The organism is Arthrobacter sp. 05N33_2, assembly GCF_056397425.1.
The window spans coordinates 457,849-471,693 of record NZ_JBFTNJ010000001.1; the positions used below are offsets into that span (position 1 = coordinate 457,849).

Consider the following 13,845-nt stretch of genomic DNA (forward strand, 5'->3'; position numbering starts at 1 on the left):
TTTGAGGCGCTTGTGGCGTTTCTTCCAGCCTTCCCTCCGCCGGACTCCGGGGCATCGGCCGCCCGGTTGGACCGCCGGCACCGGTCGGACGGCCCTGCGATCAACCAAAAGGTTGATTCCGCCGGGGGCGGGCCGTTTTCCGCAGGAGCCCCGCCGCACCGGCACTACGCTGGAAGCATGGAGGGCGACGCCGGCAACACGGTCCACAACGGCACAGGACCCAAGGGCGCTGGGCATGCCGGCGCACCGGCGCCGGGCACGGAGCCCACCGGGGCGGCCGTCATTCTGCGCGTCCTTCGCGTGAGCCTGCACGTCGGCTTTGCGGTGCTGCTCTTGGTGGCGCTGCTCCGGCTCCTGGCCGGTGGCATCACGGGCCAGGAGTGGATCACCTTGTTGCTGGCCGTGCTGCTCGCCGCGTTCTACCTCGCGGGCACGGTGCTGGAGAAACGGCACGCCGCCCGCCGGTCCCGGTTCGATCCGCGGCCCTACTCGGCCTGGTGGCTGGGCGGCGTCTGCCTCCTCTGGCTACTGCTGGTCTGGGCCAGTGCCGACTTCGTCTGGCTGGCCTTCCCGCTGTTCTTCCTGCAGTTGCACGTGCTCCGGCGCCGGCTGGCGCTGCCGGCGATCGCACTGAGCACAGTGTTTGTCATTGCGGCGCTCTGGTTCCACAACGGCGGTACCGCGTCTCCCGATCTGGCCAGTGCGGATCCGGCCAGCGTGGGGCTGCAGCTGCCCATGGTGCTCGGGCCCGTTTTCGGCGCAGCCTTCGCTGTGGTCACCGGGCTGGCCTACCGGGCACTGTTCCTGGAAGCGGAAAACCAGCGGCTGGCGGCCGAAGAGCTCCGCCGCACCCGTGCCGAACTCGCCCGGACCCAGCACAATGCCGGCACCCTGGCCGAGCGGACCCGGCTGGCCCGCGAAATCCATGACACCCTCGCCCAGGGCTTGTCCAGCATTGTGCTGATGGGGCGCGCGGCCGAGAAGGCCCTGGACGACGGCGAACCCGCCGTGGCACGGGACAGGCTCCGCATTGTCCGGGACACGGCCGCCGCCAACCTGGCAGAGGCCCGCAACTTCGTCCGGGCCCTGCAGTCCCCCGATCTTGAGGACGGCTCCCTCGTGGCCGGACTTCTCCGGCTGTGCGAAACGACCGAAGCGGAGACCGCGGCGCGGGGTGCCCGGCTGCGTTGCCGCCTCGACGTCGAAGGCGTGCCGTTGGAACTCCCCGGCGCCCACCAGACGGTCCTGCTCCGGGCCGCGCAGGCGAGCCTGGCCAACGTGCGGGCGCATGCGCAGGCGGGCACCGCCGTCGTCACCCTTTCCTTCCTCGGCCCGGACGTGGCCATGGACATCTACGACGACGGCGCCGGATTCGACCCCTTGGCCTTGCCGGCCCGTCCGGACGGGTCCGGCTATGGTCTGACGTCGCTGCGGGACCGCGTGGCCGCCCTCCACGGGCAGCTGGACATCGAGTCTGCCCCGGGTGAGGGAACCGTGGTGGCCATCCGGCTGCCACTGGGCCAAGCACCCGGTTCCAACGCCGCGCCGGCGCCGGCCCGCGGGGACCGGAAATGAACAACATCCGGGTGTTCCTGGTGGACGACCACCCGGTGGTCCGGGCCGGTCTGCGGGCAATGCTGGGTGATCTGGAGGACATCACAGTGGTGGCCGAGGCCGCCGACGGCGCCGCCGCGCTGGCCGGACTGGCCAGGCTCCACACCCTGGGCGAGCCCGCGGACGTGGTGCTCATGGACCTGCAGATGGGCGCGGGCATGGACGGCGTCACCGCGACCGGCCGGATCAAGGCAGGAGAGGCCGGCGAGCCGGCGCCGCCAGTGCTCATCCTGACCACCTATGACTCCGACGCCGACATCCTGGCCGCCGTCGAGGCCGGCGCCAGCGGCTACATGCTCAAGGATGCCCCGCCCGAGCAGATCCGCCAGGCGGTGCTCTCTGCCGCGGCGGGCGGCACCGCGCTGGCCCCCGAGGTCGCGGCCCGGCTGATGGGCCGGATCAGGAATCCGGAGCCCGCCCTGTCCGCCCGCGAGGTCCAGCTGCTCGGATTGCTGGCCACCGGGATGGGAAACCGGGCGATCGCGAAGCAGCTGTTCATTTCCGAGGCCACGGTCAAGACGCACCTGGTGCACATCTACGGCAAACTCGGCGTGGACAACCGCACCGCCGCGATCGCCGTGGCAGCGCAGCGCAGGATCATCCGGCGGCCCTAGGCGTCCCCGGCGGGCAGGTGACGGTGTTATGTGACAACAGAATTGTCGGTGGCCCGGGGCATAATGGGCGCCATGGGGAACTCATCAAAACTTGCACTGGCCCTTGTGGGCCTTGTTCTTGGCGGCTCGCTGGTCGCCTGCGGCGACGGCCGTGAGGGCGCCGAAAGCGCTGCCAAACAGCTCGCCTCCGCGGTGTCCGCGCTCGACGTCGGATCCGTCGCCTTTGAGGGCAAGGACTCCGGTGCCGCCAACGACCAGCTCAAGGAAATATTCAAGGGGCTTGACCCGGCCCGGCCTGCAGTGGACAGCGGCCAACTGACGCTGGAGTCCGATAAGGCCACGGTCCCGCTCAACTACCGCTGGAAGATCGGCTCCGAAGAGTGGAAGTACACCACCTTCGCCGAATTCAAGAAGTCCGGCGACAAATGGCTGACGGTCTGGAACCCGGCCACCCTGGTCCCCGAACTGGCCGAAGGCGAGCTCGTCGGCTCGGCAACCCATTCGCCGTCGCGCGCCGACATCCTGGGCGCCGGCGGGGTCCCGCTGGTCACGTACCGGCCCGTGGTCAATGTTGGCATCGACAAGCCGGCGCTCGGCGGTGCAGACGCCGCCGATTCCGCCACCAAGCTTGCCCAACTGGTGGGGGTCGACCCTGCGGCGTACGGCCAGCAGGTCGCGGCGGCCGGCCCCGAGGCGTTCGTTGCCGCCATCACTTTGCGTGAAGAAGGACGGACCATCACCGACGCTCAGATCGGTGAGATTCCCGGCGCCCGTGCCATCCGCGACTCCCTTCCGCTGGCACCAAACCGCACCTTCGCCCGCGCCCTGCTGGGCACGGCAGCGGAGGCGAATGCAGAACAGATCGAAAAATCGAACGGCGCACTCAAAGCAGGGGACACCACGGGCACCGGTGGCCTGCAACAGCAATACGACGCGCAGCTTCGCGGCAGCGACGGCATTCAGGTCTTCGCCGAGAAGGCAGGCCTCACCGCCGCAGAGAAGCAGGCTCTGCCCAACGCGGGACGCCGCGTACTTTTTCAGACTGAGATAAAAGAAGGCACCCCGCTGAAAACCACCCTGGACCCGAAGCTGCAGCAGCTTGCGGAAGACGTCCTCGGCAAGGTCGGCCCGGCGTCGGCGATTGTGGCGCTCCGGCCCTCCAGCGGCGCCGTCCTGGCGGCCGCCTCCGGGCCGGGCAGCAACGGCTACGACACCGCGATGCTGGGACAGTATGCCCCCGGATCGATCTTCAAGATGGTCGATTCCCTGGCCATGTTCCGCAACGGCATGACGCCCGACTCCAAGGTGAACTGCCCGCCCACCCTCACGGTGGACGGCCGCACCTTCAAGAACGCCGAGGGATACCCTGAGTCCTCCCTGGGGTCCGTGACGCTGCGCGACGCCTTTGCGCACTCCTGCAACACCGCGTTCATCAACGCCCGCGACACCGTCACCCAGGCACAGCTCGAATCCGCCGCGACCTCCCTGGGCGTGGCAGTTGAAGCACCTGCGCTCGGCGCGGCCGCATTCCTCGGCTCCGTCCCCGGGGATGCCGAAGGAACCGAACATGCCGCCTCCATGATCGGCCAGGGCAAAGTGCTCCTGTCCCCCCTGGCCGCCGCCGTCATGGCCGGCTCGGTTGCCAAGGGAGCCCCGGTGGCCGCCCAGCTGGTATTGAATCCGAACGAGGGCGACAGTCCCCCAGATGCCCAGGGCGCCGCCCCCACAGGAACGGCTACAGCCGGCACGTCGCCGGCTGCCCCGGCCTCCGGTGACGCGACGCCGTCGGCCCCAGCACCGGCCACGGCCGTCGAAAAGCCGGTAACTGCAGCGGAAGCCGCGGCACTGGCTGACATGATGCGGGCCGTCGTCACCAGCGGTCATGCCGGGTTCCTGGCCTCCGTCCCGGGCGAGCCCGTCGGGGCCAAGACCGGAACGGCCGAGTTCGGCAACGACACCCCGCCCAAGACGCACGCCTGGATCGTGGCCGTGCACGGTGACCTCGCCGTCGCCGTGTTCGTCGAGGACGGCGGACTCGGGGCCACCACGTCCGGGCCGCTGCTCAAGGAGTTCCTGACCCGGGCCGGCTGAGCGGACGCTTTCCCGGCCGTGGGAAGATTGAACGCGTGGCTCATATTGACGTATCCGGCATCGACTACTTCCTCTCCGACGGCACCCAGCTGCTCAACGGGGTGACCTTCAAGGTCCCGGACGGCACCAAGACAGCGCTGATCGGGCCCAACGGGACCGGCAAGACCACGCTGTTCCGGATCATTTCCGGCGATCTCGTCCCGGACGAAGGCGTGATCGGCCGGTCCGGCAACATGGGCATCATGCGCCAGTTCGTGGGCCAGGTCCGGGACGAGTCCACGGTCCGCGACCTGCTGGTCTCCGCCGCCCCGCCTGCCCTGGCCGCCGCCGCGCGGGCCGTCGACGAGGCAGAGCTCGCCATGCTGGAGCACGACGACGAGCCCACCCAAATGGCCTATGCCCAGGCGATCGTGGACTGGGGGGATGCCGGCGGCTACGACGTCGAAACCGTCTGGGACGAGGTCTGCATGGCCGCCCTCGGACTGCCCTTCGACCGGGCACAGCACCGCCCGGCGTCGAGCCTGTCCGGCGGCGAGCAGAAGCGGCTGGTCCTCGAGGCCCTCTTCGCCGGCCCCGACGAACTGCTGCTCCTCGACGAGCCGGACAACTACCTCGATGTTCCGGGCAAGCGCTGGCTCGAGGCCAAACTGAATGATTCGAAGAAGACCGTGTTCTTCATCAGCCACGACCGCGAACTGCTCAACAACGCCGCCGGCCGCATCGTCACCCTGGAACCGGGCATCAACGGCGCCGGCGCCTGGATCCACGGCGGCGGCTTCGGGTCCTACGTGGACGCCCGGGCCGACCGGAACGCGCGCTTCGAGGAACTGCGCAAGCGCTGGGACGAGGAGCACGTCAAGCTCAAGGAACTCGTCAACATGTACAAGAACAAGGCCGCGTTCCGCTCCGACATGGCCAACCGCTATCACGCGGCGCAGACCCGGCTCGCGAAGTTCCTCGAAGCCGGCCCGCCCGAGGCCCTTCCCATCGAACAGAACGTGCAGATGCGGCTCAAGGGCGGGCGCACCGCCAAGCGCGCCGTCGTGGCCGAGAAGCTGGAACTGACCGGCCTGATGAAGCCGTTCTCCACCGAGATCTGGTTCGGGGACCGGGTGGGCGTCCTGGGTTCCAACGGTTCGGGCAAGAGCCACTTCCTGCGCCTGCTCGCCACCGGCGGCACGGATCCCGAGCGGGAGCACCTGCCGGTGTCCGACGTCGAGATCGCCGAGGTGCCGCACGAGGGCACCGTGAAACTCGGCGCCCGGATCCGGCCCGGATTCTTCGCCCAGACCCACGTCCGGCCCGACCTGCTGGGTAAGACCCTGCTCGAAATCCTGCACCGGGGCGACGAGCACCGCTCGGGCATGGGCCGCGAAGCCGCCGCCGGGGCCCTCGACGGCTACGGGCTGGCGGCGCAGTCCGAGCAGAAGTACGAATCCCTCTCCGGCGGCCAGCAGGCGAGGTTCCAGATCCTGCTGCTGCAACTCTCCGGGGCCACGCTGCTGCTGCTCGACGAGCCCACGGACAACCTGGACCTGCACTCGGCCGAGGCCCTGGAACGGGCGATCGACCACTTCGAGGGCACCGTCCTGGCCGTCACCCACGACCGCTGGTTCGCCCGAACCTTCGACCGCTTCCTGGTTTTCGGCTCCGACGGCAGGGTCTACGAGTCCGCCGAACCGGTCTGGGACGAAAAGCGCGTCGAGCGCGCCCGCTAGAGCCATCACGGGGTCCACTAAGCAACGCGGGGTCAGATGCGGCCCATGCCGGGGCGGTTATGGGCGCGAAGTGACCCCGCGTTGCTATTTGAAACGCGCAACAAATGATTAAATGATCACCAGCCGCTAGCATTTGAGCATGAACACTGATGAGCGGCACCGCCTGATCGGCGGACTGCTGCGCGACCGGGAGCACGTGACGGTGGACGATCTGACGGCCGCCTGCGGCGCCTCCGGCGCCACCATCCGCCGTGACCTCGACATCCTGGCCCTGCACGGCGTGTTGCGGAGGGTCCACGGCGGAGCCAAGAGCCTCGTTTTCGGCGGCGAAAACCCGCACTACGGGCAACGCGAACTCGAGGACCACACCGCCAAGATGCGGATCGCCGCCGGGGTGGCGGCCATGCTCGCGGACCGTGGACACGTCTGGCTGGACAGCGGCACCACCGCCACGGAGATCGCACGCCAGTTGCGCCAGCGTGAGATGACGATCATGCCGATGTCGCTGCGGGCCGTCACCGCGCTGTCCGCGGACGACGGTCCGGCCGGGCGCCGCCCCGAACTCCTGATGCCCGGCGGCAGCCTCGTCCCCGGCGAACTTTCCTTCCGGGGGCCGATGACGGAATCCAACATCCGCTCGCTGCGCTTCGACACCGCCGTCGTCACGCCCTGCGCCCTGAACCTCAAGGACGGGCTGTTGGCCCACGACCTCGACGACGCCGCAGTCAAACGCGCCGGCCTCGAATCCGCCGCCCGGGTGATCGTCGCCTGTGCCGCCGCCAAATGGAACGCCACCGCCGTCGCCCTCGTCGCATCCCTGGACGCCGTGGATGCCATCGTGACCGACCGGCAGCTCAGCCCTGAAGAACTTGACCAACTCGCCCAGCACTCGGTGGAAGCAGTGATCGTATGACCAGTACCGCAACCGTCCCGCAACTCAAGGCTGCCACCGGGGCGACTTTCCTTGTCTTCGGGATCAACGGGTTAGTTTTCGCCAGCTGGGCAGCCCGCATCCCGGCCGTGACGGAGATCCTGCAGATCACCGCGGGCCAGATGGGAACCCTGCTGCTGTGCGTCGCGGTCGGTTCGCTGATCGCCCTGCCGACGGCCGGGTTCGTCGTCGGCCGGATCGGCACCGCCAACACCGTCCGCAGCGCCGGACTCGTGGCCGCGGCGGCCGGTGTCGGCGTCGCGCTCTCCCTGATGGCGGCCTCCATCCCGGGGACTGCCATTGCCCTGTTCTTCTTCGGGATAGGCGTCGGGTTGTGGGATGTTTCGCAGAACATTGAAGGTGCCGACGTCGAACACCGGCTCGGGCGCACCATCATGCCGCAGTTCCACGCGGCCTTCAGCGGCGGCGCGTTCGTCGGTGCCCTGATCGGCGCCGGATTATCCACCCTGGGGGTCGGGCTCCCGGAGCACCTGCTGGTCATAGCCGCCGTCGTCGCCGTCCTGACCACGGTGGCCCCCCGGTATTTCCTGCCCCACCTGCCTGCCGAGGCACCCTCCGCGGGGGACGCGGACCGGGGCAACGCAGGTTCGGCCTGGCGGGACGGGCGCACGCTGCTGATCGGTGTCGTCGTCCTCGGCGCCACCCTGACCGAAGGCGCCGGCAACGACTGGATTGCCAAGGCCGCGGTTGACGGCCTGGGCGCCGAACAGTCCACGGGGGCGCTGCTGTTCGCCGCGTTCGTCCTGGCCATGACTGCTATGCGCTTCTTTGGTGGCCGTGCGATCGACGTCTACGGCCGCGTTGCCGTGCTGCGGGCCAGCATGGCGGCGGCGACCGCGGGCCTCTGCCTCTTCGTGTTCGCCGGCACCATCTGGCTGGCCGCCGCCGGCGCCGTGCTCTGGGGCGTGGGGGCGGCCCTCGCGTTCCCGATCGGAATGTCCGCCGCCGCGGACGATCCCAAGAAGGCGGCCGCCCGGGTGTCCGTGGTGTCCACACTGGGCTACATTGCCTTCCTCGCCGGGCCGCCCCTGCTGGGCTACCTGGGCGATGTCACCGGTGTCAGGACCGCCCTGCTGGCGATCGGGATTCCGATTGTGGTGGCGCTGGTCCTCGCCGGAGCCGCGAAGCCGCTGCCCGCGAGGTAGCAGTATGGTGGTCCAATGCGAACCATGCTGAGGAAGGCCCCCGGCCGCCTGTCGAAATTCGATCGCAAACTGGTGCGCGCCGTCTCCAATCTGCCGGGAGGAGGCCATGACGACTTCTTCCGCCGTCTGTCCGCCGCCGCCAACAAGGGCAAACTTTGGTTCGGCGTTGCCGGAGCCATGGCCCTGGTGCCCGGCAAGACGCGCCGGGCAGCGGTGCACGGACTCATCGCGCAAGGCGCCGCCTCGGCGGTCACCAACGTCGTGTTCAAGACCCTCCTGCCCCGGGCCCGCCCCCTGCCCGAACACCTTCCGGTCTTCCGCTTCGTGAACCCGCAGCCGACGAGTTCGTCGATGCCGTCGGGACACTCCGCCTCCGCGGTGGCTTTCGCACTCGGGGTCGGCATGGTCCGCCCGGCCCTCGGTGCGGCGCTGGCCCCCCTCGCGGCCGGAGTGGCCTACTCCCGGGTCCACACCGGGGCCCACTGGCCCTCGGATGTGCTGTTCGGGTCCGCGATCGGCGCCGGCGCGGCCATGGTGACGCGGAAGTGGTGGCCCGTCCGTCCGCCGTTCCCGGAAACCAGCCGCGGCGCCGCCCCGGCCGCGGAATTACCGGACGGCCAGGGGCTCGGCATCGCGGTCAACACCCTCGGCGGGTCCTATGCTGACGAGACTGTCGACGCCCTGCAAAAAGTATTCCCTAAGGCGTATATAAAGGAAATCGGGCCCGGTGAGTCCGTCGACGCGGGCATCGCCCAGGTCGCGACCCGACCGGGCATTGCGGCCCTGGGCGTCTGGGGCGGCGACGGAACCGTGGGCGCCGCGGCGGCCGCCGCCGTCGAACGTTCCCTTCCGCTGCTGGTGCTCCCCGGCGGAACGCTGAACCATTTCGCCCGCGACGCCGGAACCCCCACCCTGGCGGACGCCGTGCAGGCGGCGTCGCGCGGCGAGGCCGCCGTGGCCGACGTCGGCCACGTGAGTGTCGAGCGCGGGCTCCCCGACAGCCCGGAGCAGCTCGAGCTGATCATGCTCAACACGGCCAGCATCGGCCTCTACCCGAACCTGGTCCGCCGGCGGGAGCAGCTCCAGCCGGCACTGGGCAAACCCCTGGCCGGAGTGGTGGCCATGTTCCGGACCTTCGCGGCCGGCACCCCCACCACGCTGATCGTCAACGGGGTCCGGCACCGGCTCTGGATCCTGTACATCGGCCGCGGCCGCTATTACCCCCGCGACCACGCGCCGCTGGTGCGCCCGGTACTCGCGGACGGTGTCCTGGACCTGCGGATGATCACTGCCGATGAGCCGTTCGCCCGGTTGCGCCTGCTCTGGGCCGTGCTCACGGGCACCGTGGCCACGTCCGGGATCACCCATCTGAGCGAAACGGACCGGATCACGGTGGAACCCGGGAACGGGCCCATGGTCCTCGCCGTCGACGGAGAGGTCATGCCCGGGGTGCGGCGGGTGGAATTCACGGTCCGCCCCGGCGCGCTGACCTACTACTCGCCCCTCGGCTGAACCCGGTCATCCAAACCCGTCATCCAAACCCTGTCATCCTCCCGGACTACCCTGATTAGCCCCTGAATCATCCCTGAGACCGGCGAAATACGCAGCTTGCCTCGGTAGCGTGGTGTGCAGACGGGCCCGTGACTGCGGTGCCCCGGATCATCTCCCGCTACGCAAAGGAACGCTTCCATGATCGAAGCACGAGGCCTGACCAAGGTTTACGGCGACAAGACCGCCGTCGCCGGCGTCAACTTCACCGTCGAAGCCGGCCGGGTCACCGGCTTCCTGGGTCCGAACGGGGCCGGAAAATCCACCACCATGCGCATGATCATGGGGCTGGACCGGCCGACGTCGGGCTCGGTGACCGTCAACGGGTCCCCGCTGACCAGGCACGCCGCCCCGCTGCGCGACGTCGGCGCGCTGCTCGATGCCAAGGCAGTCCACACGAGCCGCTCCGCCTACAACCACCTTCTGGCCATGGCGGCGACCCACAGCATCCCGAAGAAACGGGTCCACGAAGTCATTGAGATGACCGGGCTGGCCGAGGTGGCCAGGAAGAAGGTCGGCGGCTTCTCGCTCGGCATGGGCCAGCGGCTGGGCATCGCCGCCGCCCTCCTGGGCGACCCGCAGACCGTCATCCTGGACGAGCCCGTCAATGGCCTTGACCCGGAGGGGGTGGTGTGGGTCCGCAACCTGGTGAAGTACCTGGCCTCCGAGGGCCGCACGGTCTTCCTTTCCAGCCACCTCATGAGCGAGATGGCCGTCACGGCGGACCACCTGATCGTGATCGGCCGCGGGAGGATCATTGCGGACGCCCCGATCCAGGAGATCATCACCGGCAAGGGCCAGGGCCGTACGCGGGTCCGCACCGACCAGCCGGACCGGCTCATGCAGCTGCTGGCCGGGACCGGGGTCTCGGTGGAGGTCCAGGAGCGCGAACTCCTCGAAGTCACAGGCCTGGACCCGCGCCAGATCGCCACTGCGGCGCTGGAGAACCACGTCATGATCTACGAACTCACCCCGCTGCAGGCCAGCCTCGAGGAGGCCTACATGGAACTGACCAAGGATGAGGTCGAATACCACTCGCTGATCACCACGGGCGCCGTTCCCGTCGAAGCCGGAGGCAACTAAGCCATGAGCTCCACAACCGTTGAATCCACGCCCTCGCGCCGCGGCGCCGACTCACAGCGGTCCGGAAACGGCAGCAGTTCCGGCCCCGGCCCCAGCTTCCTGCGGGTCCTCAACTCCGAATTCATCAAGTTCCGCACCCTGCTCTCCACGCTGATCCTGCTCGGCTCAACAGTGGTGGTCATGGTGGGGTTCGGGGCGCTTTCGGCCTGGGGGACGGGCCAGTTCTCCGAGGCCGCGGCCCGGGACCCGGAGGTCGGGGCCAGGCTCGCGGCCCAGGGCGGCGACATCGCCGTCAGCGTGCCCACCTCCGGCATCGCGTTCGCCCAGCTGATCCTGGGCTCCCTCGGCGTGCTGCTGATGAGCTCCGAGTTCACCACGGGCATGGCCCGGTCCACGTTCGCGGCGGTGCCCAAACGCATCCCCGCGTTCGCGGCCAAGCTCGTGGTGGTGGTGGTGACCTCCTTCGTCGTCACCGCCGCATCCACCCTGGCCGCCGGATTCGTATCCGTGCCGATCCTGGACAACTACGGCCTGGGCCTGGACCTGGGCAGCCCGCAGTCGGTCAAGCTGCTCCTTGTCAACAGCATTTACGTGGCGGCGGTCGCGGCCATCGGCATGGCGCTGGGCACGCTGATCCGCAACTCGGCGGGCGGCATCATGAGCCTGGTGGGACTGTTCTTCGTGGCACCCATCGCGTTCCAGCTCATTCCGGGCGACTTCTTCGTGGAGGCCCGCAAATACCTGCCCGGCAACACCGTGGATCCGCTGACCGCGGTGGAGCACATCCCGGACACCCTCGAAGCCTGGCAGGCGGCCCTGGTGCTGGGCGCCTGGGTTGTCATCCCGGTGCTCCTGGCCGCCGTCCTGCTCAAGAGGCGGGACGTCTAGGCCGGCGCCACGGGCAGCGTCCAAGCCCTTCAGCATCTAGGCTCAGAGCATGATCGATGCGGTACCTGTCAGGGACGCGCCGGCCGGACCGGCCGACGCGTCCCTTGCTGAACTCACGGCCCGCCGCCGCGGCCGGCTCCGGCGCTACCTGCTGGCCAATCCGCGGGTCATGGACGTCCTGGTGGTGTTCTGCTACCTGGTCCTGGTCACGCCCACGGCGGTCGAATCGGTCATCCACGGCGACTGGCCGGTGGCCGTGCTGCTCGCCGCGGCCGCGCCCGTCCTGCTCTTCCGGCGGGCGTATCCGGTGCGGGTGGCGGCTGTTGTGGGGGCCCTGGAACTGGCGGTCACCTTCCTGCATCCCTGGGGGTCCAATGTCTCCGCCGGGCTCTGGTTTTCGCTGTACGCCGTCGCCGTCGTCCGCACCCGGCGGTTCGCCCTCGCCGCCCTGGCCCTGACCACCGCCCCGCTGCTGCTCCTGTACTTCCTGCTGGCCGTCGGCCCGCTGGACGGCCGGCTCCCGGACATGGCCGTCCGCACACCGGAGAATTTCCAGCTGCTGACGGGCATCGCGGCGGGCATCGGCATCGCGCTCTCGAATGTGATCGCCACGGGGATCGGGATCTCGGTGCGGCAGCGGCGCGAGCACGAGCACGAGATCGCGGCCTGGGCCGCCCGGGCCCAGCAGCTGGGCTCGGTCACGGAACGGAACCGGATCGCGCGCGAAATGCACGACGTCGTGGCGCACTCGCTGACGGTCATGATCAGCCTGTCGGACGGCGCCGCCGTCGTGGTCAAGAAGGATCCGGAGCGCGCCGCCGGCGTCCTGGCCGAACTCTCCCGGACCGGGCGCACCGCGCTGGCCGACATGCGGCGCGTCCTGGGCGTGCTGCGCGAGGACGCCCCCACCGGACATGCCCCGCGCGAGCCGCTGGTGGCCGGGGGCAGCCTGGCCAAACTGCTCGAGGGCTTCCGCACCGCGGGACTGCCCCTGCACTACACGCACACCGGCCCGTCCCTGCCCGACGATGCGGCGTTCCAGCTGACCGTCTACAGAATTGTGCAGGAGTCGCTGACCAACGTGCTGCGCTACGGCCGCGCACTCAGCCGGGTGGAGGTCAGCATTGTCCGGAACGGCTCCCGCGTCACCATTGAAGTGCTCGACGACGGCAGGGGCACCGTTGACCCGGGCGCTCCCGGGACCGGCGCGCAGGCGAAGCCTGACGCACTGGACTCCTTCGGCACCGGGCATGGAATCGCCGGGATGCGGGAGCGGGCCAGGATCTACGCTGGCACCGTGTACGCCGGGCGCGCCGGTGACCGCGGCTGGCGCGTGCACGCGGAACTGAACTGCAACGGCGAGAAAGCCACGGAATCAAGGGGGAACAATGTCCGACAACACGCCGGTACGCGTCCTGCTGGTGGATGACCAGCCGCTGCTTAGGATGGGCTTCCGCCTCATCCTGGAGGGTGAAGACGATTTGCGCATCGTGGGCGAGGCATCCAACGGCGCCGAAGCGGTCCGCCACGTCCGGGAGCTCGCGCCCGACGTCGTCCTGATGGATGTGCGGATGCCGGTGCTGGACGGGATCGAGGCCACCCGGGCGATCGCCGCCTCGGGCTCCGACGCCAAAATCATCATCCTGACCACCTTTGACCTCGATGAATACGCCTTTGCAGCACTGCGGGCAGGCGCCTCTGCGTTCCTGCTCAAGGACGTGGCGCCGGCAGAACTGGTCAGCGCGGTCCGGGTGGTGGCCAGTGGCGACGCCGTGGTGGCACCCCGTGTTACGCAGCGGCTGCTGGAGACCTATGTCCGCGGTGCAGGCAGCCTGGATCCTGCAGGGACAGGCGGCGCCGGCGGCCAGCAGGCCGGGGCGGACGAGGGCGGTCAGCAGGCTGGCAGCCCCGCACGCCCGGCGCGGGATCCGTTGCTGGAGGACCTGACGCCCCGCGAAAACGAGATGCTCGGGGCGATGGCGGAGGGACTCTCCAATGCCGAAATCGCGCACCGATACTTCCTGTCCGAGGCCACCGTCAAGACGCATGTGCGCCGGATCCTGACCAAGCTCCACCTCCGCGACCGCGTCCAGGCCGTGGTGTACGCATATGAGACCGGCCTCGTGGTGCCAAGCAACGCGGACTACTGACCGCCGCCGCCCTGCCGCCGCAAGGCAGGTTACCGGCAGGTA

11 protein-coding genes are annotated in these 13,845 nt (G+C 69.4%); all 11 read left to right on the forward strand.

Annotated elements, in window-relative coordinates; all coding sequences use genetic code 11:
• Positions 1 to 177: 177 nt before the first annotated feature.
• The 11 genes from AC1DHX_RS02115 to AC1DHX_RS02165 all read left to right on the forward strand — a co-directional run bounded on the left by AC1DHX_RS02115 (position 178) and on the right by AC1DHX_RS02165 (position 13,803).
• A complete protein-coding gene (locus AC1DHX_RS02115) occupies positions 178 to 1,575 on the forward strand; it encodes a sensor histidine kinase (protein ID WP_476850696.1) in 1,398 nt (465 codons plus the stop codon).
• On the forward strand, positions 1,572 to 2,228 hold the full coding sequence (locus AC1DHX_RS02120; protein ID WP_476856768.1) for a response regulator: 657 nt from the start codon (positions 1,572 to 1,574) through the stop codon (positions 2,226 to 2,228). Before AC1DHX_RS02115 ends, AC1DHX_RS02120 begins: the two co-directional genes overlap by 4 nt.
• Positions 2,229 to 2,300: 72 nt before the next feature.
• Entirely contained in the window at positions 2,301 to 4,319 is a 2,019-nt protein-coding gene (locus tag AC1DHX_RS02125; protein ID WP_476859637.1) for a penicillin-binding transpeptidase domain-containing protein, read from the forward strand.
• A gap of 35 nt (positions 4,320 to 4,354) precedes the next feature.
• On the forward strand, positions 4,355 to 6,037 hold the full coding sequence (locus tag AC1DHX_RS02130) for an ABC-F family ATP-binding cassette domain-containing protein (protein WP_476850693.1): 1,683 nt from the start codon (positions 4,355 to 4,357) through the stop codon (positions 6,035 to 6,037).
• A 139-nt stretch (positions 6,038 to 6,176) separates the two neighbouring features.
• On the forward strand, positions 6,177 to 6,950 hold the full coding sequence (locus tag AC1DHX_RS02135) for a DeoR/GlpR family DNA-binding transcription regulator (RefSeq protein WP_476856771.1): 774 nt from the start codon (positions 6,177 to 6,179) through the stop codon (positions 6,948 to 6,950).
• A complete protein-coding gene (locus AC1DHX_RS02140) occupies positions 6,947 to 8,134 on the forward strand; it encodes an MFS transporter (RefSeq protein ID WP_476859636.1) in 1,188 nt (395 codons plus the stop codon). Before AC1DHX_RS02135 ends, AC1DHX_RS02140 begins: the two co-directional genes overlap by 4 nt.
• 15 nt (positions 8,135 to 8,149) lie before the next feature.
• Positions 8,150 to 9,646, forward strand: a complete 1,497-nt coding sequence (locus AC1DHX_RS02145) for a phosphatase PAP2 family protein (protein ID WP_476850690.1) — start codon at positions 8,150 to 8,152, stop codon at positions 9,644 to 9,646.
• A 177-nt stretch (positions 9,647 to 9,823) separates the two neighbouring features.
• Positions 9,824 to 10,765 carry an ABC transporter ATP-binding protein gene (locus tag AC1DHX_RS02150; RefSeq protein WP_476856774.1) on the forward strand — a complete coding sequence of 314 codons (942 nt, stop codon included), beginning with the start codon at positions 9,824 to 9,826 and terminating at the stop codon, positions 10,763 to 10,765.
• Between the two features lie 3 nt (positions 10,766 to 10,768).
• Entirely contained in the window at positions 10,769 to 11,653 is an 885-nt protein-coding gene (locus tag AC1DHX_RS02155) for an ABC transporter permease (protein WP_476856775.1), read from the forward strand.
• A 49-nt stretch (positions 11,654 to 11,702) separates the two neighbouring features.
• Positions 11,703 to 13,082 carry a sensor histidine kinase gene (locus AC1DHX_RS02160; RefSeq protein WP_476859635.1) on the forward strand — a complete coding sequence of 460 codons (1,380 nt, stop codon included), beginning with the start codon at positions 11,703 to 11,705 and terminating at the stop codon, positions 13,080 to 13,082.
• Positions 13,042 to 13,803, forward strand: a complete 762-nt coding sequence (locus tag AC1DHX_RS02165; RefSeq protein WP_476859634.1) for a response regulator — start codon at positions 13,042 to 13,044, stop codon at positions 13,801 to 13,803. The genes AC1DHX_RS02160 and AC1DHX_RS02165 overlap by 41 nt, the downstream gene beginning before the upstream one ends.
• The last annotated feature ends 42 nt before the right edge of the window (positions 13,804 to 13,845 follow it).

Excerpts from the sequence above, each read along its gene's own strand:
- AC1DHX_RS02115 (WP_476850696.1), top strand. The coding sequence starts at position 178 with ATGGAGGGCGACGCCGGCAACACGGTCCACAACGGCACAGGACCCAAG.
- AC1DHX_RS02120 (WP_476856768.1), top strand. The coding sequence starts at position 1,572 with ATGAACAACATCCGGGTGTTCCTGGTGGACGACCACCCGGTGGTCCGG.
- AC1DHX_RS02125 (WP_476859637.1), top strand. The coding sequence starts at position 2,301 with ATGGGGAACTCATCAAAACTTGCACTGGCCCTTGTGGGCCTTGTTCTT.
- AC1DHX_RS02135 (WP_476856771.1), top strand. The coding sequence starts at position 6,177 with ATGAACACTGATGAGCGGCACCGCCTGATCGGCGGACTGCTGCGCGAC.
- AC1DHX_RS02140 (WP_476859636.1), top strand. The coding sequence starts at position 6,947 with ATGACCAGTACCGCAACCGTCCCGCAACTCAAGGCTGCCACCGGGGCG.
- AC1DHX_RS02145 (WP_476850690.1), top strand. The coding sequence starts at position 8,150 with ATGCGAACCATGCTGAGGAAGGCCCCCGGCCGCCTGTCGAAATTCGAT.
- AC1DHX_RS02150 (WP_476856774.1), top strand. The coding sequence starts at position 9,824 with ATGATCGAAGCACGAGGCCTGACCAAGGTTTACGGCGACAAGACCGCC.
- AC1DHX_RS02155 (WP_476856775.1), top strand. The coding sequence starts at position 10,769 with ATGAGCTCCACAACCGTTGAATCCACGCCCTCGCGCCGCGGCGCCGAC.
- AC1DHX_RS02160 (WP_476859635.1), top strand. The coding sequence starts at position 11,703 with ATGATCGATGCGGTACCTGTCAGGGACGCGCCGGCCGGACCGGCCGAC.
- AC1DHX_RS02165 (WP_476859634.1), top strand. The coding sequence starts at position 13,042 with ATGTCCGACAACACGCCGGTACGCGTCCTGCTGGTGGATGACCAGCCG.